21 protein-coding genes and 2 tRNA genes are annotated in these 21303 nt (G+C 67.9%); 18 read left to right on the top strand and 5 right to left on the bottom strand.

What is annotated here, in order from left to right:
• The first annotated feature begins 1 nt into the window (after position 1).
• Genes AC1D2O_RS06665 through AC1D2O_RS06655 form a run of 3 tightly spaced genes read left to right on the top strand, consistent with a single transcriptional unit; the run spans position 2 to position 3503 of the window.
• Positions 2-988 carry a 2-hydroxyacid dehydrogenase gene (locus AC1D2O_RS06665; protein ID WP_478086327.1) on the top strand — a complete coding sequence of 329 codons (987 nt, stop codon included), beginning with the start codon at positions 2-4 and terminating at the stop codon, positions 986-988.
• A gap of 8 nt (positions 989-996) precedes the next feature.
• Positions 997-2343: a DNA recombination protein RmuC gene (locus tag AC1D2O_RS06660; RefSeq protein WP_478086359.1), complete on the top strand. Its 1347-nt coding sequence runs from the start codon at positions 997-999 to the stop codon at positions 2341-2343.
• Positions 2340-3503, top strand: a complete 1164-nt coding sequence (locus AC1D2O_RS06655; RefSeq protein ID WP_478086325.1) for an MFS transporter — start codon at positions 2340-2342, stop codon at positions 3501-3503. The genes AC1D2O_RS06660 and AC1D2O_RS06655 overlap by 4 nt, the downstream gene beginning before the upstream one ends.
• Before the next feature lie 67 nt (positions 3504-3570).
• Here AC1D2O_RS06655 and AC1D2O_RS06650 read toward each other — a convergent pair whose 3' ends face one another.
• From AC1D2O_RS06650 to earP, 3 genes are all read right to left on the bottom strand, one after another.
• On the bottom strand, positions 3571-4440 hold the full coding sequence (locus AC1D2O_RS06650; RefSeq protein WP_478156543.1) for an LOG family protein: 870 nt from the start codon (positions 4438-4440) through the stop codon (positions 3571-3573).
• Positions 4441-4568: 128 nt separating this feature from the next.
• Positions 4569-5123, bottom strand: coding sequence for an elongation factor P (gene efp, locus AC1D2O_RS06645; protein WP_478086321.1), 555 nt, complete (start codon positions 5121-5123; stop codon positions 4569-4571).
• Positions 5124-5248: 125 nt separating this feature from the next.
• Positions 5249-6319 (bottom strand): elongation factor P maturation arginine rhamnosyltransferase EarP, encoded by a 1071-nt coding sequence (gene earP, locus AC1D2O_RS06640; protein WP_478086320.1) that lies wholly within the window; start codon positions 6317-6319, stop codon positions 5249-5251.
• A gap of 47 nt (positions 6320-6366) precedes the next feature.
• Here earP and AC1D2O_RS06635 point away from each other — a divergent pair, with 47 nt between their 5' ends.
• From AC1D2O_RS06635 to AC1D2O_RS06620, 4 genes are all read left to right on the top strand, one after another.
• On the top strand, positions 6367-6849 hold the full coding sequence (locus AC1D2O_RS06635; protein ID WP_478086319.1) for an OsmC family protein: 483 nt from the start codon (positions 6367-6369) through the stop codon (positions 6847-6849).
• 5 nt (positions 6850-6854) lie between these two features.
• Entirely contained in the window at positions 6855-8819 is a 1965-nt protein-coding gene (gene uvrC, locus AC1D2O_RS06630) for an excinuclease ABC subunit UvrC (protein WP_478086317.1), read from the top strand.
• A gap of 70 nt (positions 8820-8889) precedes the next feature.
• Positions 8890-9456 (top strand): CDP-diacylglycerol--glycerol-3-phosphate 3-phosphatidyltransferase, encoded by a 567-nt coding sequence (gene pgsA, locus AC1D2O_RS06625; protein ID WP_478156542.1) that lies wholly within the window; start codon positions 8890-8892, stop codon positions 9454-9456.
• Positions 9453-10328, top strand: a complete 876-nt coding sequence (locus tag AC1D2O_RS06620) for a DMT family transporter (protein ID WP_478086315.1) — start codon at positions 9453-9455, stop codon at positions 10326-10328. The genes pgsA and AC1D2O_RS06620 overlap by 4 nt, the downstream gene beginning before the upstream one ends.
• On the opposite strand, the gene AC1D2O_RS06615 is transcribed toward AC1D2O_RS06620, so the two are convergent.
• On the bottom strand, positions 10318-11253 hold the full coding sequence (locus AC1D2O_RS06615; RefSeq protein ID WP_478086313.1) for a LysR family transcriptional regulator: 936 nt from the start codon (positions 11251-11253) through the stop codon (positions 10318-10320). The two genes, AC1D2O_RS06620 and AC1D2O_RS06615, sit on opposite strands and share 11 nt — an antisense overlap.
• Before the next feature lie 75 nt (positions 11254-11328).
• On the opposite strand from AC1D2O_RS06615, the gene AC1D2O_RS06610 reads away from it, so the two are divergent.
• The 7 genes from AC1D2O_RS06610 (at position 11329) to AC1D2O_RS06580 (ending at position 16549) form a co-directional block, all read left to right on the top strand.
• Positions 11329-12219 carry an alpha/beta fold hydrolase gene (locus tag AC1D2O_RS06610; RefSeq protein ID WP_478156541.1) on the top strand — a complete coding sequence of 297 codons (891 nt, stop codon included), beginning with the start codon at positions 11329-11331 and terminating at the stop codon, positions 12217-12219.
• A gap of 3 nt (positions 12220-12222) precedes the next feature.
• A complete protein-coding gene (locus AC1D2O_RS06605) occupies positions 12223-13308 on the top strand; it encodes a tartrate dehydrogenase (protein ID WP_478156540.1) in 1086 nt (361 codons plus the stop codon).
• A 225-nt stretch (positions 13309-13533) separates the two neighbouring features.
• A complete protein-coding gene (locus tag AC1D2O_RS06600; RefSeq protein ID WP_007830705.1) occupies positions 13534-13806 on the top strand; it encodes an HU family DNA-binding protein in 273 nt (90 codons plus the stop codon).
• A gap of 16 nt (positions 13807-13822) precedes the next feature.
• A tRNA-Val gene (locus tag AC1D2O_RS06595) sits at positions 13823-13898 on the top strand.
• A gap of 77 nt (positions 13899-13975) precedes the next feature.
• Complete coding sequence (locus tag AC1D2O_RS06590) at positions 13976-15889, top strand: SurA N-terminal domain-containing protein (protein WP_478156538.1); 1914 nt, start codon at positions 13976-13978, stop codon at positions 15887-15889.
• A 30-nt stretch (positions 15890-15919) separates the two neighbouring features.
• A tRNA-His gene (locus AC1D2O_RS06585) sits at positions 15920-15995 on the top strand.
• A gap of 215 nt (positions 15996-16210) precedes the next feature.
• A complete protein-coding gene (locus AC1D2O_RS06580) occupies positions 16211-16549 on the top strand; it encodes an H-NS histone family protein (protein ID WP_442282432.1) in 339 nt (112 codons plus the stop codon).
• Positions 16550-16723: 174 nt separating this feature from the next.
• On the opposite strand, the gene AC1D2O_RS06575 is transcribed toward AC1D2O_RS06580, so the two are convergent.
• Positions 16724-17710, bottom strand: coding sequence for an NADPH:quinone oxidoreductase family protein (locus tag AC1D2O_RS06575; protein ID WP_478156537.1), 987 nt, complete (start codon positions 17708-17710; stop codon positions 16724-16726).
• Positions 17711-17838: 128 nt separating this feature from the next.
• Between AC1D2O_RS06575 and surE the strand changes: the two genes are divergently transcribed.
• The 4 genes from surE to AC1D2O_RS06555 are packed head-to-tail and all read left to right on the top strand — an operon-like array spanning position 17839 to position 21298.
• Positions 17839-18612: a 5'/3'-nucleotidase SurE gene (gene surE, locus AC1D2O_RS06570; RefSeq protein ID WP_478093826.1), complete on the top strand. Its 774-nt coding sequence runs from the start codon at positions 17839-17841 to the stop codon at positions 18610-18612.
• Position 18613: 1 nt separating this feature from the next.
• On the top strand, positions 18614-19387 hold the full coding sequence (locus AC1D2O_RS06565) for a protein-L-isoaspartate(D-aspartate) O-methyltransferase (protein ID WP_478093831.1): 774 nt from the start codon (positions 18614-18616) through the stop codon (positions 19385-19387).
• Positions 19388-19398: 11 nt separating this feature from the next.
• Positions 19399-20304, top strand: a complete 906-nt coding sequence (locus AC1D2O_RS06560; RefSeq protein WP_478093828.1) for a peptidoglycan DD-metalloendopeptidase family protein — start codon at positions 19399-19401, stop codon at positions 20302-20304.
• A gap of 4 nt (positions 20305-20308) precedes the next feature.
• The gene (locus AC1D2O_RS06555) at positions 20309-21298 is read left to right on the top strand and encodes a sigma-70 family RNA polymerase sigma factor (RefSeq protein ID WP_478156535.1); all 990 of its coding nucleotides are present in this window, start codon (positions 20309-20311) and stop codon (positions 21296-21298) included.
• The last annotated feature ends 5 nt before the right edge of the window (positions 21299-21303 follow it).

The raw sequence follows: 21303 nt of genomic DNA, 5'->3' as shown, positions 1-21303 counted from the left end.
CATGACCAAAGCCAAAGTCCTCGTCGCCCGTTCGATCTTCCCCGAGACCATCGCCCGGCTCGAGGCGCATTTCGAGGTCGAGTCCAATCCCAACGATGAAGACTGGAGCCCGGCCCAGCTGATCGGGAAGCTGCAGGGCAAGCAGGGCGTGTTCACCACCGGCAGCGAGCGCATCGACGCCGCACTGCTCGCGGCCTGCCCCGAGCTCAGGATCTGCGCCAACATGGCGGTCGGCTACAACAACTTCGACCTCGACGCCATGACCGCGCGCGGCGTGCTCGGCACCAACGCGCCGGACGTGCTGACCGAGACCACGGCCGACTTCGGCTTCGCGCTCCTGATGGCGACCGCGCGGCGGATCGCCGAGAGCGAGCATTTCCTGCGCGCCGGCAAGTGGAAGAAATGGAGCTACGACATGTTCTCGGGCTCCGACATCCATGGCTCGACGCTCGGCATCATCGGCATGGGCCGGATCGGGCAGGGCATCGCGCGGCGCGGCGCCCTCGGCTTCGGCATGAAGGTGATCTACCACAACCGCTCGCGTCTCGACGCCGGGCTCGAGGCCGAATGCAAGGCCAGCTACGCGAGCAAGGAAGAACTCCTCAAGACCGCCGACCATGTCGTGCTCGTGGTGCCCTACACGCCGGCCTCGCACCACACCATCGGCGCCGCCGAGCTGGCGCTCATGAAGCCGACCGCGACGCTGATCAACGTCGCGCGCGGCGGCATCGTCGACGACGCGGCGCTCGCCGCCGCCTTGCGCGACGGCCGCATCGCCGCCGCCGGTCTCGACGTCTTCGAGGGCGAGCCCAGGGTGCACCCCGACCTGCTCACCGTGCCCAATGTCGTGCTGACGCCCCACATCGCGAGCGCGACCGTGCCGACACGGCGCGCGATGGCCGACCTGGCGGTCGACAACCTGATCGGCTTCCTGGTCGACGGCAAGCCGGTCACGCCGTTGAATCCTGCCGTGCTTGCGGGCCACTGACGCCCGTGATCGAGACCTGGATCCTGCTGGCCCTCGCGGCCCTGAATTTCATCCTCGTGCTGTGGCTGCTGCTGCGCCCGGCACCGGTTCCCGACCCCTCGGCGCTGATCGCCGCCCTGGGCGCCGGCAACGAACGCGTCGAGCGCGAACTGCGCCACGAGATCAGCGATTCCGCGCGCGGCGCGCGACAGGAAACCGCGCAGGCCTTCGCCACCTTCCAGCGGGCGCTGCTGCACCAGGGCGCGGAATCCACGCGCACGCAGAACGCGCAGATCGACGCCTTCGCGCAGCAGCTCGCGCTGCTCCAGAAGACGCTGGCCGACACCTTGAACACGCAGCTCCAGGGTTTGAGCGAGGCGAATGCGCGCCGGCTCGCCGAGGTGCGCGCGACCATGGAAACCCAGCTCGCGCAGCTGCAGCAGAGCAACACCGCCAAGCTCGACGAGATGCGCAAGACGGTCGACGAGAAGCTGCAGAGCACCCTCGAGGCCCGGCTCGGCGAGAGCTTCAAGCAGGTGGCCGACCGGCTCGAGCAGGTGCACAAGGGCCTGGGCGAGATGCAGTCTCTGGCCGTCGGCGTCGGCAGCCTGCAGCGCGTGCTGACCAACGTGAAGACCCGCGGCGTGTTCGGCGAGGTGCAGCTCGAGGCGCTGCTCGAGCAGGTGCTGACCGCCGAGCAGTACGCGCGCCAGGTCGAGACCAAGCCGCGCAGCGGCCAGCGGGTCGACTTCGCGATCCGCTTTCCGGGCCGCGGCGGCGATGGCGCGCCGGTCTGGCTGCCGATCGACGCCAAGTTCCCGCGTGACGACTACGAGCGCCTGCTCGACGCCCACGAGCGCGCCGATGGCCCCGCCGCCGAGCTGGCGGCCAAGGCGCTGGAGGCGCGCATCCGCAGCGAGGCCCGCTCGATCGCCGAGAACTACCTGGCGGCGCCGCACACCACCGATTTCGCGATCCTGTTCCTGCCGGTCGAGAGCCTCTATGCCGAAGTGCTGCGCCGGCCCGGCCTGATGGACGCCATCCAGCGCCAGCACCGTGTGACCCTGGCCGGACCGACCACGCTGCTGGCGATGCTCAACAGCCTGCACATGGGCTTTCGCACGCTGGCGCTGGAACACCAGGCCTCCGAGGTCTGGAAGGTGCTCGGGGCGGTCAAGACCGAATTCGAGCGCTACGGCGAATGGGTGGCGCGCATCAAGGAGCAGGTGGCCAAAGCCTCCGACACGCTCGACAAGGCCGACACCCGCGCCAAGCAGATGCGGCTTGCGCTGCGCAAGGTCGAGGCGCTGCCCGAGGCGCAGTCGCAGGTGCTGCTGCCTCCGACGGCCGACAGCGAGGGCGACGACCTCCCGTGAAAGGTTCCGAACTGCTGCGCGTCATCGGCGCCCAGGTGTGCCTGCATGCCACGATGGCGGGCATGCGTCTCGCCACACCGCTGCTGGCGTTGCAACAGGGGCACAGCGCGGCCGCGGTCGGCGTGCTGATCGCGCTGTTCGCGCTGACCCAGGTGTTCCTGGCCCTGCCGGCGGGGCGCTTCGCCGACCGGCACGGGTTCAAGCGGCCGCTGTGGCTGTCGGTCCTCGCGGCGTCGGCCGGTGCCGGGCTGGTGGTGGTCTTCCCGGTGTTTCCGGTCATGTGCCTCGCCGCCTTGCTGACCGGCGGCGCCACCGGCGCGACGGTCATCGCGCTGCAGCGGCACGTGGGACGCTCCGCCACCAACGCCACGCAGCTCAAGCGCGTGTTCAGCTGGCTGGCGATCGCGCCCGCGGTGGCCAACTTCGTCGGGCCTTTCCTGGCCGGCATGCTGATCGACCACGCCGGCCGCGCACCGGCGGACCTGCTGGCCTACCGGGTGTCGTTCGCGGTCATGGCGGCCCTGCCGCTCATCTGCTGGATGCTCGCGCGCGGCGCGCACGAGCCGCCGCGGACCGCCCCGGCGGCGGGTGCCGCGCAGACCCGCGCGTGGGACCTGCTGCGCGAACCGATGTTCCGCCGCCTGCTGTTCGTCAACTGGCTGCAGTCGTCGAGCTGGGATGTCCACGCCTTCGTGCTGCCGGTGCTGGGCCACGAGCGGGGCATCAGCGCTTCGGTGATCGGCTCCATCCTCGGCGCCTTCGCCATCGCGGCGGCCGCCATCCGCGTGGTGCTGCCCCTGATCGCCTCGCGGGCGTCGGAGCGCAGCGTGATCCTGAGCTCCACGGTGGTCACGGCGCTGGTGTTTGCGGTCTATCCGTTGCTCGACTCGGCCCTGACCATGGGCCTGTGCTCGGTGATCCTCGGCTTCGCGCTCGGGGCGGTGCAGCCGATGGTGATGAGCATGCTGCACCAGATCACGCCGCATGCGCGGCATGGCGAGGCGCTGGGCCTGCGGCTGATGACCATCAATGCATCGAGCGTGGCGATGCCGATGCTGTTCGGCTCGCTCGGCGCCCTGATCGGGATCGCAGGGGTGTTCTGGGTGGTGGGAGGCGTGCTCGCCCTCGGGGCGCGTGCGACCTGGGGCTTGAAGGTCTGAAGCGTCGATGGCGGGGCTGGCGCAGCAGGCGCTTCGCCCCGAAGACGACCGGGCCTGAGCGCCCCGGTCAGAGCTTGTAGAAGCGCTTGATGGTGTCCCAGGCGTCGGCGGGTGCGTCGACGTACTCGATCAGCTTCACGTCGTTGGGCGAGATCACGCCTTCCTCGGCGAGAAACTCGAAGTTGATCAGCTGCTTCCAGTAGTCCGAGCCGAAAAGCACGATCGGCACCGGCTTGGCCTTGCGGGTCTGGACCAGCGTGATGACCTCGAACAGTTCGTCCAGCGTGCCGAAGCCGCCCGGAAAGGCCACCAGCGCCTTCGCCCGCATCATGAAATGCATCTTGCGGATCGCGAAATAGTGGAACTTGAAGCTCAGCGCCGGCGTCACGTAGGGGTTGGCTTCCTCTTCCATCGGCAGCGCGATCGCCAGCCCGACCGAGATCCCGCCGCCTTCGTAGGCGCCGCGATTGGCCGCCTGCATGATGCCGGGGCCGCCGCCGGTGCAGACGAAGAGCTTGTCCTCCGGGTCGCAGTCATTGCTGTATTGGGCCACCAGCTTGCCGAAGGCGCGCGCCTTCTCGTAGTAGTGCGAGCTGCGTGCCAGCTTGCGCCAGCGTTCCGCGGCCACGCTGTCGCCGGCGGCATCGGCCTGTGCGATCAGTGCGCCCGACTCCTCCTCGCTGCGAAAGCGCGCGCTGCCGAAGACCACCACCGTGTTCTCGATGCCGTGGGCGCGCATCTCGATGTCGGGTTTCATGAGCTCGAGCTGCATGCGCAGGCCGCGGGTCTCGCGGCGCAGCAGGAACTCGGGGTCGGCGAACGCCAGCCGCGAGGGGTCGGTATGCAGCGGCAACCCCTTGTCCGCGTGGGACTGCAGGGTGGCCCAGGCGTCGGCGAGCCGCTTGTCGTGAAGGTCGTGTGTGCTGTTGTTGTCCATGGTCGTGCAGGCAAAAGCGGGTTCTGGATTGTGCGCGTTGCAGGTTTCGGGCCTGGGGAAGGTCACGCGGACGGCCACACGCAAAAAAGGCTCCCGCGGGAGCCTTTTCTTTCGTGAGTGGCGGCCATTCAGACGCGCTTGCGGTATTCGCCCGTGCGGGTGTCGATCTCGATCCGGTCGCCCTGGGCGACGAACAGCGGCACGCCGATATCGAAGCCCGTGGAAATCTTGGCCGGCTTCATGACCTTGCCCGAGGTGTCGCCCTTGACGGCCGGCTCGGTCCAGGTGATTTCGCGCTCGACGCTGGTCGGCAGTTCGACCGAGATCGCCTTGCCGTCGTAGAACACCACTTCGACCGGCATGCCGTCCTCGAGGTAGTTGAGCGAGTCGCCCATGTTCTCGGCTTCGACTTCGTACTGGTTGTACTCGGTGTCCATGCAGACGTACATCGGGTCGGCGAAGTAGGAGTAGGTGCACTCCTTCTTGTCGAGCACGATCTGGTCGATCTTGTCGTCGGCCTTGAAGACCACTTCGGTGTTGAAGTTGGCGATCAGGCTCTTGAGCTTCATGCGCACGGTGGCGGAATTGCGGCCGCCGCGGCTGTATTCGGTCTTGAGGACGACCATCGGGTCCTTGCCGTGCATGATCACGTTGCCGGCGCGGATTTCTTGAGCGATTTTCATAAACAGGGGTCTCTGGATGTAAGAAGCCGCTCGTTGCACATGCACCGCGGCGGGTTCAGCGGAAGCTGCGACTGACGAAGCCAGCGAAGCTGACTCGGCGCCGGAATTCCGCAAAGCTCGCAATTTTAGCTTTTTTGGGCGATGAAACGCTGCAGGCGGGTCAAAAGGTCCTCTTGCCCGAGCAGGCGAGAGCGCGCCGCCAGGCTCGCCGATGCCCAGGATCCAAGGGTCGCCCGGTCCAGAACCGGCAGTTCGCCGTCGCCGATGCCGCTCCAGAGATGGTGGAATCCGCGCAGCGAAGGGGGCGCCTCCAGCCAGTCCAGGAAGGCATCGAGCTTGCTGTGGTGGGCATCGTCGTCCTGCGGATAGATCTGCCAGACGAAAGGGGCGCCGGCCCAGAGCGCGCGCACCAGCGAGTCCTCGCCGCGGACGAAATTGAGGTCGCAGGCCCAGAGCAGGCGGTCGAAGTCCGGCTGCGGCAGGGCGGGCAGCCAGGTGATGGAGAGGGCGCCGCGCCGGGCCGGGCCGGGCGGCAGCGCGGCGCTGGCGCGCCCGGCGGTCACCAGCAGCCGGGTCGGTTCGGCCGCACTTTCGAACTGCGCCAGCAGCGCATCGAGCGCCGGCGGCTCGTAGCAGAACAACGAAACCAGCCGCTCGCCTTGCCAGGCGATGCCCTGGCGCTGCAGCCAGGCGGCGCGGTCGAAGCGCTCGCGCTGCGCCAGCAGGCCCGGTTCGCGCAGCACCCCGCCCGTGCGCCCGGTGAAGCCCGGATAGTAGAAGTGCTTGGTCAGGCCGGCGCCGGGTTCCCGGAACACGGGCGAGGGGAGGCCGTGCAGCCGCTCGACATAAGGCTCGGCCGAGAGGTATTCCAGATTGATCCAGCGGCGGCTGGCGCCATCCTGTCGCCTTTGTTCGGCGAACCGGGCGATGGCTTCGGGTGCCGGATCGCAGCCGAAGGCCTCGATCAGCACGTCGGGCGCCGGGGCCGCGGCGGCCGCCTGCGCGGCGCCGGCCGGCGTCCACGGGACGACCGCGACGCCCTCGCAGCCGCCGGGCGCCATCCACGCCAGGGCCGCCGGGTCGTCGATCCACAGCCGAACCGTGTCGCCTTGCCCGGCCAGGGCGGCCGCGAGGCGCCAGCAGACGCCGACGTCGCCATGGTTGTCGATCACCTTGCAAAAAATATCCCAGCGCATCGCGGGATACTCTACAGCCCCTCATGAAGACACCGGAGACAGCGCCCATGGCACATCACTCGGCCGACATCCTCTGGCTCCGCGGCGGCCAGGATTTCGTCGGCAACCGATACAGCCGCCGCCACACGATCCGCTTCGACGGCGGCGCCGAGTGGGTCGGATCTTCCTCGCCGCATGTGGTGCCGGTGCCGCTCTCGGACCCCTCCGGGGTCGATCCCGAGGAGGCTTTCGTCGCCTCGCTGTCGAGCTGCCACATGCTGTGGTTCCTGTCGATCGCGGCGTCCCGCGGCTTCTGTGTCGAGCGCTATGCCGACAGCGCCAGCGGCCGGATGGGCCACACGGCCGACGGCAAGATCGCGATGACCGTCGTCACCCTGCATCCGGAGGTGCAGTTCTCGGGCGACTCCCTGCCGTCGCGGGAGCAGCACGAGGCGATGCATCACTCGGCGCACGACCAGTGCTTCATCGCCAACTTGGTCAAGACCGATGTCCGCTGCGAGCCGGTGCTGGTGGCCGCCGCGCCACAATGAGGGCGATGTCAGAGACCCGACCCGCGCATTCCGACCAGCTCCTCAGCGAAGTGGCGGCATTGCCGCAGTTGCCTGGCGTCTACCGCTATTTCGACGCCGCGGGCGCGGTGCTCTACGTGGGCAAGGCGCGCAATCTCCGGAAGCGGGTGGCGAACTACTTCCAGAAGAGCCACGGCGGCACGCGAATCGGCCACATGATCTCGAAGATCGTCCGCATGGAGACCACCGTGGTGCGCTCCGAGGCCGAGGCGCTGCTGCTCGAGAACAACCTGATCAAGTCGCTCAAGCCGCGCTACAACATCCTGTTTCGCGACGACAAGAGCTACCCGTATCTCAAGATCGCCTCCCACGCCTTTCCGCGCCTGGCCTACTACCGCGGCGCGGTCGACCGCAAGGATCGCTACTTCGGCCCCTACCCGAGCGCCTGGGCCGTGAAGGAATCGATCCAGCTGCTGCAGAAGGTCTTCAAGCTGCGCACCTGCGAGGACACGGTCTATGCTAACCGCACCCGGCCCTGCCTGCTCTACCAGATCAAGCGCTGCACCGCGCCCTGCGTGGGCCACATCGGGCCCGAGGCCTACGCCCAGGACGTGGCCAATGCCGAAGCCTTCCTGATGGGCGACACGCAGGCCGTGCTGACCCAGCTCGAGGCGCGCATGATGGCCCATGCCGAGAAGCTCGAATTCGAGCAGGCGGCCGAACTGCGCAACCAGATGTCGGCACTGTCGCGGGTGCTGCACCAGCAGTCGATCGAGATCGCCTCGGACAAGGATGTCGACATCCTGGCGGTCAAGGTGCAGGGCGGCCGCGCCTGCGTGAACCTCGCCATGGTGCGCGGCGGCCGGCACCTGGGGGATCGGGCCTACTTCCCGGTGCATGTGGAGGATGCGGCGCAGATGCAGCACGCCGAAGCCGAGGGCGACGACGGCCCGCCGCCGGCCGATGCGGTGGAAGTGCAGGTGCTCGAAGCCTTCATCGCCCAGCACTACATCGACGTGCCGGTGCCAGCCACGCTGGTGCTCAGCGAGCTCGTGAGCCGCGAACTGATCGAGGCCGTGTCGCAGCAGTCCGGCACCCGCATCACGGCGGTGTTCCATCCGCGCGAGCAGCGCCGGCTGTGGCTCGAGATGGCGTGCAAGAACGCCGGGCTCCAGCTCGCCCGCCTGCTCGCGGAAGAGGGTTCGCAGCAGGCGCGCACGCGCGCGCTGGTGGATGCGCTCGAGCTGGCCCCCGACGACCTCGACAACTTCCGCGTCGAATGCTTCGACATCTCGCACACCGCGGGCGAGGCGACCCAGGCCTCGTGCGTGGTGTTCGAGCATCACGCGATGCAGAACCGCGAGTACCGGCGCTACAACATCGAGGGCATCACGCCGGGCGACGACTATGCGGCGATGCGCCAGGTGCTGCACCGCCGCTACGGCAAGCTGGCCGAGGCGATGGCGGCCGAGACCGATTCGCCGACGGCCGGCGACGCGGACGGCGCGGGCTCCGACCCCAAGCCGGGCACTCGCTCGGCCCGCATGCCCGAACTGGTGCTGGTCGATGGCGGCAAGGGCCAGGTGTCGATGGCGCGCGAGGTGTTCGGCGAACTGGGCTTGCCGCTGTCGCTCATCGTCGGGGTCGAGAAGGGCGAGGGCCGCAAGGTCGGCCTCGAGGAGCTGGTGTTCGCCGACGGCCGCGAGAAGGTCTACCTCGGCCGCGATTCGGCCGCCCTGATGCTGGTGGCGCAGATTCGCGACGAGGCCCACCGCTTCGCGATCACCGGCATGCGCGCCAAGCGGGCCAAGGTGCGGGTCGGCGGCAGCCAGCTCGAGGACATCCCGGGCATCGGCCCCAAGCGGCGCGCGCGCCTGCTGCAGCGTTTCGGCGGCATTCGCGGCGTGGCGGCGGCGAGCGTGGAGGACATCGCCTCGGTCGACGGCATCGCCTTCGACCTGGCCGAGGAGATCTATCGCGCCCTCCATTGAATTCGGCCGGCGGCAGCGAAGTGAGCCAACCTGGGGGGAGAGCTTCATCCGTCATGACACAATCGCCGCCATGTTCTGGACCTTGCCGACGATCATGACCTGGACGCGCATCGTCGCGATTCCCTTGATCGTGGGCGTGTTCTACCTGCCTTTGGCCGAGCCGATGCGCAACCTGATCGCCACGGTGATGTTCATCGTCTTCGCGGCCACCGACTGGCTCGACGGCTTCCTGGCGCGCCGCCTGAAGCAGACCTCGGCCTTCGGCGCCTTTCTCGATCCGGTGGCCGACAAGTTCCTGGTCTGCGCCTCGCTGCTGGTGCTGGTCCACCTGAACCGCGCCGATGTCTTCGTGGCGTTGATCATCATCGGCCGCGAGATCGCGATCTCGGCGCTGCGCGAATGGATGGCGCAGATCGGTGCCAGCAAGAGCGTCGCGGTCCACATGGTCGGCAAGGTCAAGACCGTGGTGCAGATGGTGGCGATCCCGTTCCTGCTCTTCGACGGCGTCCTGTTCGGCGCGATCGACACCGGCACATGGGGCCAGTGGCTGATCTGGATCTCGGCCGTGCTCACGGTCTGGTCGATGGTCTATTACCTGCAAAAGGCGATTCCCGAGATCCGGGCCCGCGCCAAATGACCGCCGCGGCCCGGTCGGCGGGCTGGCTGCGGGCGATGCCGGCGGTCTTCGTGCTCATCTGGAGCACCGGCTTCATCGTGGCGCGCTACGGCATGCCCTACGCCCCGCCGCTCAAGTTCCTCGCGGTGCGCTTTGCGCTCTCGGTGGTCTGCTTCCTGGTCTGGGTCCGGTGGGCGCGTGTCGCCTGGCCGCGCGATCGCGCGCAGTGGGCGCACCTGGCCGTGACCGGCGTGCTGATGCAGGCCGGCTATCTCGGTGGCGTCTGGGCGGCCGTGCGCGCCGGCATGGGTTCGGGCCTGGCCGCGCTGCTGGTCAGCATCCAGCCCGTGCTCACGGCGATCTGGCTGTCGATGCGCGGCGGCACCGTCACGCGCTCGCAGTGGGCCGGCCTCTTCCTCGGTTTCGCGGGGCTGGTGATGGTGGTCTCGCGCAAGCTGGGGCAGGGCGGGGAGGTCAATGCGCTGACCATGGCGCTGGCGCTCGCGGCGCTGTTCTCGATCACCGCCGGCACCCTGTACCAGAAGCGCTTTCTCGCGCCCTGCGATGTCCGCAGCGCGAGCGCGATCCAGCTCGGCGCCGCCTTGCTCGCGACCTTGCCCCTGGCCGCGCTGGAGGTCGACCCGATCCAGTGGAACCTGGCCTCCGGCGGTGCGATGGCGTGGTCGGTGCTGGCCCTGTCGCTGGGCGGCAGCTCGCTGCTCTACATGCTGATCCAGCGCGGCACGGCCACCGCGGTCACCAGCCTTCTGTACCTGGTGCCGCCGTGCACCGCCGTGATGGCCTGGCTGCTGTTCTCGGAGCCGATCACGGCCTTGACGCTGGCGGGCATCGCGATCACCGCGGTCGGCGTCAGCCTGGTCGTCAGGCGCTAGCTTCTTTCCAGGGTTCGCCCCTGAACCGCTCGACCAGGAAGTCGATCAGGAGCCGGACGCGGCGCGGGGTCTTCGGACGCCAGGGCGCGACCCACTGGATGTCCGCATCCGGCATCGCGAACGGCGGCAGCACGCGCACCAGTTCGCCCGTTGCGAGCTGCGGTGCGATGTCCCAGAGGCTGCGCAGCATGATGCCGTGGCCGGCCAGGCACCAATCGCGCACCATCTCGCCCGAATTGCTCGCGAGCGGGCCGCGCACCCGCACCCGAGCCGTCGCACCATCCCTGGCGTGGCGCAGGGTCCAGAGCGCGAACTCGCGCTCGTTGCCCTCGCTGTTCTCGCGCGCGACCAGGCAGTCGTGCCGTGCCAGCGCGGCGACATCCACCGGTGTGCCGCGGCGCGCGAGGTAGTCCGGGCTCGCCGCCAGCACGCGCTGGTTGCGGGCGATGCGCCGCGTGACCCAGTCGCCGGCGCGGCGATGCTGCGGGGCCCACAGCCAGACCGCGCCGTCATAGCCATCGGCACCCAGGTCCGGCAGCTTTTCGGCCAGCGTCAGCTGGATCTCCAGGCCGGGGTGCTGTTGGTTGAAGTGCGCCAGCGCCGGGCCGAGCCAGCGCCGGCCGAAGCCGAAGGTGCCGACCAGCCGCACCGTGCCCACCAGATCGCGCTGCCGCTCGCCGAGTTCGTTCTCGAGGGCGGCGAAGCCTTCGAGCAGGCCCTTGGCGTGCTGGCACACGGCTTCGCCTTCCGCGGTGACGCTGAGCCGGCGCGTGGTGCGCTCGAACAGCCGCTGGCCCAGCCGTGCCTCCAGCGCACCGAGCCGCTTGGTCACGACCGAGGGCACGACGTCCAGCGCCTGGGCGGCGCCGGCCAGGCTGCCGCGGTTGCGGACCGCCAGCACGAGTTCCAGGTCACTGCGTTCCATTCCTGCCATTCGGGAAATTATCAATTGGCTGATTGTTGCTTGCCGCTGCATGCCGCGCAACGCACAATCGTTCGCATGTTCGACGCCTTCTCCCCCTTCGACCTGTCGCGCGACGGCGTGCGCCTGCACGGCCGCATCGGCGGCAGCGGGGCGCCCCTGCTGCTGCTGCACGGCCATCCGCAGACCCATGCGAACTGGCACCGCGTGGCGCCTCGGCTGGCCGAACAATTCACGGTCGTCCTGCTCGACCTGCGAGGCTACGGCGATTCGGGCCGGCCGCCGGCGGACCCGGCCCATCGCAACTACTGCAAGCGCGAAATGGCGCTCGATGCGCGCCACGCCATGCAGCAGCATGGCTTCGCGCGCTTCGGCGTGCTCGCGCACGACCGCGGCGCGCGGGTCGCGCACCGGCTCGCGGCCGATCATCCCGAAATGGTCGATCGGCTGATGCTGCTCGACATCGCGCCCACGCTCGCGATGTACGAGAACACCTCCGACGCCTTTGCCCGCGCCTATTGGCACTGGTTCTTCCTGATCCAGCCGCCGCCGCTGCCCGAAGCGCTGATCGACAGCGATCCCGTGCGCTACATCCGCAGCGTGATGGGCGGCCGCCACGCAGGCCTGGCGCCGTTCGCCCCCGAGGCTCTGGCCGAGTACGAGCGCTGCGCCGCGATTCCCGGCTCGGCGCAAGCCATCTGCGAGGACTACCGCGCCTCGGCCGCGATCGACCTCGACCACGACCGCGCGGACATCGCCGCCGGCCGCAAGCTGGCGCAGCCGCTGCGCGTGCTGTGGGGCGCGCACGGCGCGGTCGGGCGCTCGTTCGACGTGCTCGCGCTATGGCGCGAGCGCGCCGACCGCGTGGCGGGCGGCGCGCTGCCGTGCGGCCACTACATTCCCGAGGAGGCGCCCGCCGAATTGCTGGTCGAGGCACTTTCTTTCTTCAACGCGAACTCCAAGGATTGAGACATGAGCGCCCAACGCATCGCAGTCATCGCCGGCGACGGCATCGGCAAGGAAACCATGCCCGAGGGCCTGCGCGTGCTGGATGCCGCGAGCCGCAAGTTCGGCCTCGACCTGAAGTTCGACCACTTCGATTTCTCGAGCTGGGAATACTTCGAGAAGCACGGCAAGATGCTGCCCGACAACTGGAAGGAGCAGATCGGCGGCCATGACGCGATCTACTTCGGCGCGGTCGGCTGGCCCGAGAAGATCCCCGACCATGTGTCGCTGTGGGGATCGCTGCTGCTGTTCCGGCGCGAGTTCGACCAGTACATCAACCTGCGGCCGGCCCGCCTGATGAACGGCATCGTGGCGCCGGTGGTGCGGCGCGACGGCACGCCGCGCGAGGCCGGCGAGATCGACATGTACATCGTGCGCGAGAACACCGAGGGCGAGTACTCGAGCATCGGCGGGCGCATGTACGAAGGCACGGCGCGCGAGATCGTGATCCAGGAGACCGTGATGTCGCGCGTCGGTGTCGACCGGGTGCTCAAGTTCGCCTTCGAGCTGGCCCAGTCGCGGCCGAAGAAGCACCTCACGAGCGCCACCAAGTCGAACGGCATCTCGATCACCATGCCCTACTGGGACGAGCGGGTCGCGGCGATGGCGAAAAGCTATCCGGGCGTGACGCTCGACAAGTTTCATATCGACATCCTGACGGCCCACTTCGTGCAGCGGCCCGACTTCTTCGACGTGGTGGTGGCGAGCAACCTGTTCGGCGACATCCTGTCCGACCTCGGCCCGGCCTGCACCGGCACCATCGGCATCGCGCCGAGCGCCAACCTGAACCCCGAGCGCACCACGCCGTCGCTGTTCGAGCCGGTGCACGGCTCGGCGCCTGACATCGCGGGCCGGGGCATTGCCAACCCGATCGGGCAGATCTGGTGCGGCGCGATGATGCTGGAGTTCCTCGGCCACAAGGCGGCGCACGACGCCATCCTGGCCACGATCGAGAAGGTGCTGGCACCCGGCAGCGGCGCGCCGCGCACCCCGGACATCGGCGGAACCGCGGGCACTGCGGATCTGGGCCAGGCGATTGCCCAGGCTCTTTGAAAAGCGGTTCGCCAAAACGCCACTAAAATCGCGCTCCTCGCTGTGTTTCACGGGGCAGCGTCGTATTGACACCCCGTAGACCAGTGGTTGTAATCCCTGTCGGCAGTGCGCTGCCGGCGCATCAGAACTGCCATCCATTTTTCTGTACCACACCCCGCGGCGACGCCATGGGGCTGGCGCAGCCTCTGATGACCCTGATCAACAATTTTTCTACAAGGGGCCCTTGTGAACAAGACCGAACTGATTGAGCACATCGCAAAGAACGCCGATATTTCCAAAGCCGCTGCCACGCGGGCACTCGAATCCACCATCGGCGCCATTCGTACCACGCTCAAGAAGGGCGGTTCCGTGTCGCTCGTCGGTTTCGGCACTTTTGCGGTCGGCAAGCGCGCCGCCCGGACCGGCCGGAATCCGCGCACCGGCGACGCGATTAAAATCAAGGCCGCCAAGATCCCCAAGTTCCGTCCCGGCAAGGCGCTCAAAGACGCGCTGAACTGAGACATCGTTTAAGGTGGGGTGCTTAGCTCAGTTGGTAGAGCGGCGCCCTTACAAGGCGTAGGTCGGGGGTTCGAGCCCCTCAGCACCCACCACCCGATGCAAAGAAGGCGAACTGACGGTTCGCCTTTTTTCTTGCTGCGTCAATATCCGTCCTAGAGAGTGCTCAAGCATGTTTGATTCCTTCCGCAAGTACAACAAGATCATCATGGTGTTCTTGTTCTTGCTGATCATTCCCTCGTTCGTGCTGTTCGGCGTCGATCGCTATCAGGGGGGCGGCCAGGGCGAGAAGGTCGCGCACGTGGCGGGCGTCGACATCACGCGGCCCGAGTGGGATGCCCAGCACCGCAACGAGGTCGACCGGATCCGGCAGCAGGCGCCCAACATCGAGCCGGCGCTGCTCGACTCGGACGCCGCGCGCTATGCCACGCTGGAGCGCATGGTGCGCGAGCGCGTGCTTGCCGCCGCGGCAACGAAGTCGAACATGTCGGTCTCCGAGGAGCGGCTGGCACGGATGTTCGCGGCCGATCCGGGCCTGGCAACGTTCCGCACCGCCGACGGCAAGTTCGACCGCGAGACCTTCATGCGTGCGACCGGCCGCACGCCCGAACAGTACGAAGCCTCGGTGCGCGCCGATCTCGCGACGCAGCAAGTCTCGCTGGGCGTGTCCGGCACGGCCTTCGCCACGGCGGCGCAGGCGGCGGCGACGCTCGATGCCTTCTACGATCGGCGCGAGGTCCAGGTCGCGCTCTTCAAGCCCGCCGACTTCGCCGCCAAGGTCAATGTCAGCGACGCCGACCTGCAGGCTTACTACAAGGACCACACGGCGCTGTTCCAGGTGCCCGAGCAGGCGAGCATCGAGTACCTGGTGCTCGATCTCGACGCCGCCAAGAAGGGCATCGCGGTCAGCGAGGCCGACCTGCGCAGCTACTACGACCAGAACGCCGTCCGCTTCGGCAGCAAGGAAGAGCGGCGCGCCAGCCACATCCTGATCGCAGCGCCTGCAAGCGCCCCGGCCGCCGAGCGCGAGCAGGCACGCGCGAAGGCCGAGCAGTTGCTCGCCGGCGTCCGCAAGGCCCCCGACACCTTCGCCGACGTGGCGCGCAAGAACTCGCAGGACCCCGGCTCGGCGCAGAAGGGCGGCGATCTTGACTTCGTGACCCGCGGCGCGATGGTCAAGCCTTTCGAAGACGCGATGTTCGCGCTCAAGAAGGGCGAGATCAGCGGCCTGGTCGAGACCGAGTTCGGCTTCCACATCATTCAACTCGTCGACCTCAAGCCTTCCGTCGTGCCGCCGTTCGACAAGCTGCGCCCCACGATCGAGAACGAAGTGCGCAGCCAGCAGGCGACGCAGGAATTCGCCAAGGCCGCCGAGGCCTTCACCGACATCGTCTACCAGCAGCCCGACAGCCTCCAGCCGGCGGCCGAAAAGCTCAAGCTCACGATCCAGACCGCGGCCAACGTCGGGCGCACGCCGGCGCAGGGCGCGACCGGCGTGCTGGCCAGCCGCAACTTCCTCAATGCGCTGTTCGCTCCCGATACGCTCGAGCGCAAGCACAACACCGAGGCGATCGAGATCGGCGCCAACCAGTTGGCCTCGGGTCGCGTGGTCCAGTACTCGCCGGCGCGGGCTCTGCCCTTCGACGAGGTCAAGGACAAGGTCCGTACGCTGCTGGTCGCCGAGCGCGCGGCGGCGCTGGCGCGTGCCGAGGGCGAAGCCAAGCTCGCGGCCTGGAAGACCGATCCGGCAGGCGCCAGCTTCGGCGCGCCGATCACGGTGTCGCGGCTCGAGACGCAATCGCAGCCGGTGCCGGTGATCGAAGTCGCGCTGCGCGCCGACACCGGCAAGCTGCCGGCGCTCGTCGGTGCCGACCTCGGCGCCCAGGGCTATGCGGTGGTACGCGTGATCAAGAGCGTGCCGCGCACGCCACCGGCGCCCGACATGGCCAAGCAGGAGAACGAACAGTTCGCCCAGGCCGTGGGTGCGGCCGAGACCGCCGCCTACTACAACCTGCTGAAGAACCGTTTCAAGGCAGAAATTCTGGTGCCGAAGCCCGCAGATTCCACTTCGATGGCCGGACGCTAGTTTTTTGACGCTACAATTGATGGCTCTACGGTGGCTGTAGCTCAGCTGGTAGAGTCCCAGATTGTGATTCTGGTCGTCGTGGGTTCGAGTCCCATCAGCCACCCCAAAGACATTCGTCAGCAAAACAGGCACTTCGGTGTCTGTTTTGCTTTGTGGAGCCGAAGCGGGCACCGTTTCCCGGATCGGGTCCGTCACGGGGGCCGTCGCTGCCCCCGTCTTTGTAACGCTGCGGTCGAGTGCCCCGAGATTTCTTGTTGCCCTGCTTGCGGCAATTGGAATATGAATTAGAATTTTGGCTTTCCAATTAGAGGATAAGCACAGATGGCCTCAACCCTTGCAGACATCAATTCCCAGATCAAGAAGCACGACGAGCAGATCGCGCAATTGCGCAAGCAAGCCGAGGATCTGAGAAATCAGGAGCGGGCTGGCGTTATCGAGGAGTTGCGCAAGAAGATCGCCGAATACGGCCTGACCGCCAGCGACCTGAAGCTTGGCGTGCGTGCCGGCAAGCGCAGTGCCGGCGTCGCTGCGCCCAAGAGCGCTGCCAAATACCGCAGCCCCACTGGCGAGACCTGGTCCGGCGGCCGTGGCCGCAAGCCGCGCTGGATCACCGAGGCGCTGAACGCCGGCAAATCGCTGTCGGACTTCGAGATCAAGTAACCCTCGTCCGCCGACAGTCAAAAAAGCCCGCTTGCGCGGGCTTTTTTACGTTCGAGGGCCGGCGAAGCCAGGCCCGTTGGTGAAACACCGCGGATCCGGCTCCGCCGGTCCGCCGGTGTTGCCCCCGGTAGGGGGTGGGCGGGCTACACGCAGTGAGCCCAACCTGGGGGCGAGCTAGTTAATCAGGACCAGCTTGCCCTTGACGCCGCGCGAGCCCATGTGCGCATAGGCGGCGCGGAGTTCCGACATCGGCAGGGTCTGGTCGATCACTGGCTTGACCTTGCCCTGGCTGTACCACTTCGCCAATTCGGCCATCATCTGGGCATTGGCCTTGGGTTCACGGCGCGCGAAATCGCCCCAGAACACGCCGACCAGCGATGCGCCCTTGAGCAGCGTCAAATTCAATGGCAGCGAGGGGATCGGGCCGGCGGCAAAACCGACCACCAGATAGCGGCCGCGCCAGGCGATCGAGCGGAATGCCGGTTCGGCGAATTCGCCGCCCACCGGGTCGTAAATGACATCCGGGCCTTTGCCGTCGGTCGCGGCCTTGATCGCGTCGCGAAAGCCATTGGGCAATGCATGCGTCGTGTAGTTGATCGCCGCGTCGGCGCCAATGGACTTGCAAAGCTCGCATTTCTCGTCGGTCGATGCGGCTGCAATGACCCTGGCTCCCGCGGCCTTGGCAATCTGGATGGCCGCGGTGCCGACACCGCCAGCCGCGCCGAGTACCAGCACCGTCTCGCCGGCTTTCAATTGAGCGCGGTCCATCAACGCATGCCAGGACGTCGCGTAGGTCATGACAAAGGCCGCGGCATCGACGTGGCCGAAGCCGTCGGGCAATGGCATGCACAGCGCCGCCGGCGCCAGCGTGTGGGTGCCGAAGCCGCCGGTGCCGGACAGGCACGCCACGTTCTGTCCGACCTTCAGGGTCGTGACGCCTTCGCCGACCGCGGCGATCACGCCCGCATATTCGGAACCGGGAACGAACGGCAGCGGCGGCTTCATCTGGTACTTGTTCTGCACGATCAGCAGGTCCGGGAAATTCAGGCTCGCGGCCTTGATTTCGATCAGCACCTGTCCCGGGCCCGGTGTGGGCGTCGGCAGTTCTTTCCAGGTCAGCGCCTCGACGCCGACGGGGTTTTCGCAGAGCCATGCGTGCATGCTCGTGTCTCCTGTAAATGAGTCTGGGGTCTATGGAAAATCCGGGTCATGATAGGCGGGCGGCGCAGGCGGTGCATGTCCCAGCCGTGACGCACTGCCGCCTACAATCGCCGCCACTGACTGACGCCATGAAGATACTTATTTCGAACGACGACGGCTTCCAGGCACCCGGCCTCGTCGCCTTGCACGACGCGCTGAAGGACGTCGCCGAGGTCGAGGTGGTCGCACCCGAGCACAACAACAGCGCCAAGTCGAACGCCCTCACGCTGGCCGCGCCGCTCTACGTGCACAAGGCGCACAACGGCTTCCGCTATGTCACGGGCACGCCCGCCGACTGCGTGCACATCGCCCTCAAGGGATTGCTCGACTACCGGCCCGACCTGGTGGTGTCCGGCATCAACAACGGCGCCAACATGGGCGACGACACGATTTATTCCGGCACCGTCGGCGCCGCCATGGAGGCCTATCTGTTCGGCATCCCCGCCATCGCCTTCTCGCAGATCGAGAAGGGCTGGGCGCATGTCGATGCCGCGGCGCGCGTGGCCCGGCGCCTGGTCGAGCAGATCGAGCGCGAGCAGATGCTCGGTGGCAATGCCTTCCTTCTCAATGTCAACGTGCCGAACCTGCCCTTCGACGAACTGAAGCCGGTCAAGGTCTGTCGCTTGGGGCGCCGCCACGCGGCCGAAAAGGTGATCACGCAGGACAGCCCGCGGGGCGAGACCATGTACTGGATCGCCGGTGCCGGCGGGGCGAAGGACAGTGGCGAAGGGACCGATTTCCATGCCACTGCCGCGGGCCACGTGGCCTTGACGCCGCTGCAGGTCGATCTCACCGATCACTCGAACCTCGCGCACTGGGGCGACACGATGGCGCGTGTCGCGCGCAGCGCGGCGGGGGGCTGACTTGGGCAACCAACGCCCGGGTTTTCCCGTACGCCTGACGCCCACGGCCTCCGCAGCGACCCGCGGGCGCATGCCCGCCGTGCCGCTCAAGCCGATGGTTCCGACGACGCCTTCGATGGCCTCGGACGCGGTGCGGGCGCGCATGGTCCAGCGGCTCGCCGCCCAGGGCATCGCCGATGCGCGCGTGCTGCGTGCCATGGGCACGGTCGAACGCCATCTGTTCGTCGACAGTGCGCTGGTCAACCAGGCCTACGAGGACACCAGCCTGCCGATCGGTCTGGGCCAGACCATCTCGAAGCCGAACGTGGTGGCGCGCATGATCGAACTGCTGCTCGGCGCGCCGGCCCTGGCCAACAAGCCCGGCGAACGCCTGGGCCGCGTGCTCGAGATCGGTACCGGCTGCGGCTACCAGGCAGCCGTCCTGAGCCATGTGGCGGCCGAGGTCTACAGCATCGAGCGGCTCCGCGGCCTGCACGAGCGGGCGAGGGTGAACCTGCGGTCGTTCCGGCTGGCGACCGTCCATCTGATGCTGGGAGATGGCATGGTGGGCTATGCGAAGGGCGCGCCGTACGCGGGCATCATCGCCGCAGCGGGCGGCGAGGCGGTGCCCGAAGCCTGGACCGCGCAGCTGGCCGTTGGCGGCCGGATCGTCGCGCCGACCCAGTCCGCGACCGGCGGCCAGGCGCTGGTCGTCATCGACAAAACAGCGCGCGGTCTCGAGCGCCGCATTCTTGAGGCTGTTCACTTTGTCCCCCTAAAATCGGGAATTGCTTGAAGGGAAGAACAATGCAGGGTATTGGCAATCGGAGCTGGCTCTCCGGCGTCACGCTGGTGGGTGTGCTCGTGATTGCGGGGTGTGCCTCACCACGCGGTCCGGCGCCGGTCGAAGACCGCGGCACCATGACGCAAGCGCCGGGCGCGACGAACGGGTCCGGCGTTCCCGGCGGGCCTCCGATCACCACCGATGCATCGGGCAAGCCGCTGCCCGGCATCGAGAACTATGGCAAGCCCGGCTACTATGCCGTGCGACCGGGCGACACCATCCGTCGCATCGGCATCGAGACCGGGCAGACCTGGCAGAACATCGCCCGCTGGAACAATCTCGACAATCCCGACCTGATCGAAGTCGGCCAGGTGCTGCGCGTGATCCCGCCGACCGGCGCGACCGCTGTGGCGGCAGCGCCCGTCACTGAGGCCGCGCGGCCTGGGACGCAGCCGATCGTCGCACCGGCCACCGCAGCGGCAGCAGCAGCAGGTCCGGCGGTCAAGCCCGCAGCACCCGTCACCGCCTCGCCGACCCCGCCGGCCGCAGCTTCGGGCGACGAGGACGTGGGTTGGATCTGGCCCGCGCAGGGCTCCTTGATCGCCGGGTTCGATGAATCCAAGAACAAGGGCCTGGACATCGCCGGCAAGGCCGGCGATTCGGTGCTCGCCGCCGCGGACGGGCGCGTAGTCTACGCTGGCGCCGGCCTGCGTGGCTACGGCAACCTCATCATCCTGAAGCACAACAACACCTATCTCACGGCCTATGCGCACAATCGCACGCTGCTCGTGAAGGAGGACCAGTCGGTGCAGAAGGGCCAGAAGATTGCCGAGATGGGCAACAGCGATGCGGATCGCGTCAAGCTGCATTTCGAAATCCGCCGCCAGGGCAAGCCGGTCGATCCGGCCCGCTACCTGCCGACGCGTTAGCGCCATGGCCGCCTCTCGCCCTCATCGCACCGCGGACGTGCGGCGAGTGGCGGGCAACGGCGGCGACATCCAGCCCGAGGCTCGCTTCTCCGAGCAGGAGCCGGACGACAGGGCGGGCGACGCGTTGCCGGCCGGACTGGGCGGCGGCGACTCGCTGACGATCTATCTGCGCGAGATCCGGCGCACCCAGCTGTTCACGCCCGACGAGGAGTACCGCACCGCCTGCGCCGCGCGCAGCGGCGACTTCGCCGCCCGGCAGTCGATGATCGAGCACAACCTGCGGCTGGTGGTCAACATCGCCAAGGGCTACCTGGGGCGCGGCGTGCCGATGGCCGATCTGATCGAGGAAGGCAATCTCGGCCTGATGCACGCGATCAACAAGTTCGAGCCCGAGCGGGGCTTTCGTTTTTCAACCTACGCGACCTGGTGGATCCGGCAGGCGATCGAACGGGCGGCGATGATGCAGGCCCGCGCCATCCGCCTGCCGGTGCACGTGGTGCGCGAGCTGCATCAGGTGATGCGGGCCCGCCGCGCGCTCGAGGGCGACGCCGATTTCCTGGTCCGCCGGCCCGATGGCGTGCGGGTCGAGGACGTGGCTGCGCTGCTGGGCCGCGAGGTCCAGGAAGTCGCCGATCTGCTGGCGCTCGCCGAGGCGCCGCGTTCCCTCGATGCCGGCGGCGAGCGCGGCGACGACAGTTTCACGCTGGCCGATACCGTGGCTTCGGACGATGAGGGCTGCGATCCCATCGGGGTCACGCAGACGCACGAGGTCGAGAAACTCCTCGATCGATGGATCCTGGTGCTGAGTGAACGGGAGCGCGAAGTGCTCGAAGGCCGCTTCGGCCTGCACGACCGCGATCCCGAGACGCTCGAAGTGCTGAGCGTGCGCCTGGGCCTGACGCGGGAGCGCGTGAGGCAGATCCAGAACGAGGCGCTGGCCAAGATGCGCCGGCAGCTGGTGCGGGCGGGCGTGCAGCGCGACGCGTTCCTGTAGCGGCC

Source organism: Variovorax sp. P1_G12, from assembly GCF_056405555.1.
This window is presented reverse-complemented; position numbering and strand designations above follow the sequence as displayed.

What these genes read in the sequence shown, in the direction of transcription:
- AC1D2O_RS06560 (WP_478093828.1), top strand. Translation starts at nt 19,399, where the DNA reads ATGCAGGGTATTGGCAATCGGAGCTGGCTCTCCGGCGTCACGCTGGTG.
- AC1D2O_RS06620 (WP_478086315.1), top strand. Translation starts at nt 9,453, where the DNA reads ATGACCGCCGCGGCCCGGTCGGCGGGCTGGCTGCGGGCGATGCCGGCG.
- AC1D2O_RS06555 (WP_478156535.1), top strand. Translation starts at nt 20,309, where the DNA reads ATGGCCGCCTCTCGCCCTCATCGCACCGCGGACGTGCGGCGAGTGGCG.
- AC1D2O_RS06615 (WP_478086313.1), bottom strand. Translation starts at nt 11,253, where the DNA reads ATGGAACGCAGTGACCTGGAACTCGTGCTGGCGGTCCGCAACCGCGGC.
- uvrC (WP_478086317.1), top strand. Translation starts at nt 6,855, where the DNA reads ATGTCAGAGACCCGACCCGCGCATTCCGACCAGCTCCTCAGCGAAGTG.
- AC1D2O_RS06610 (WP_478156541.1), top strand. Translation starts at nt 11,329, where the DNA reads ATGTTCGACGCCTTCTCCCCCTTCGACCTGTCGCGCGACGGCGTGCGC.
- AC1D2O_RS06605 (WP_478156540.1), top strand. Translation starts at nt 12,223, where the DNA reads ATGAGCGCCCAACGCATCGCAGTCATCGCCGGCGACGGCATCGGCAAG.
- AC1D2O_RS06580 (WP_442282432.1), top strand. Translation starts at nt 16,211, where the DNA reads ATGGCCTCAACCCTTGCAGACATCAATTCCCAGATCAAGAAGCACGAC.
- AC1D2O_RS06650 (WP_478156543.1), bottom strand. Translation starts at nt 4,440, where the DNA reads ATGGACAACAACAGCACACACGACCTTCACGACAAGCGGCTCGCCGAC.
- earP (WP_478086320.1), bottom strand. Translation starts at nt 6,319, where the DNA reads ATGCGCTGGGATATTTTTTGCAAGGTGATCGACAACCATGGCGACGTC.
- AC1D2O_RS06590 (WP_478156538.1), top strand. Translation starts at nt 13,976, where the DNA reads ATGTTTGATTCCTTCCGCAAGTACAACAAGATCATCATGGTGTTCTTG.
- efp (WP_478086321.1), bottom strand. Translation starts at nt 5,123, where the DNA reads ATGAAAATCGCTCAAGAAATCCGCGCCGGCAACGTGATCATGCACGGC.
- AC1D2O_RS06635 (WP_478086319.1), top strand. Translation starts at nt 6,367, where the DNA reads ATGGCACATCACTCGGCCGACATCCTCTGGCTCCGCGGCGGCCAGGAT.
- AC1D2O_RS06575 (WP_478156537.1), bottom strand. Translation starts at nt 17,710, where the DNA reads ATGCACGCATGGCTCTGCGAAAACCCCGTCGGCGTCGAGGCGCTGACC.
- AC1D2O_RS06665 (WP_478086327.1), top strand. Translation starts at nt 2, where the DNA reads ATGACCAAAGCCAAAGTCCTCGTCGCCCGTTCGATCTTCCCCGAGACC.
- surE (WP_478093826.1), top strand. Translation starts at nt 17,839, where the DNA reads ATGAAGATACTTATTTCGAACGACGACGGCTTCCAGGCACCCGGCCTC.
- pgsA (WP_478156542.1), top strand. Translation starts at nt 8,890, where the DNA reads ATGTTCTGGACCTTGCCGACGATCATGACCTGGACGCGCATCGTCGCG.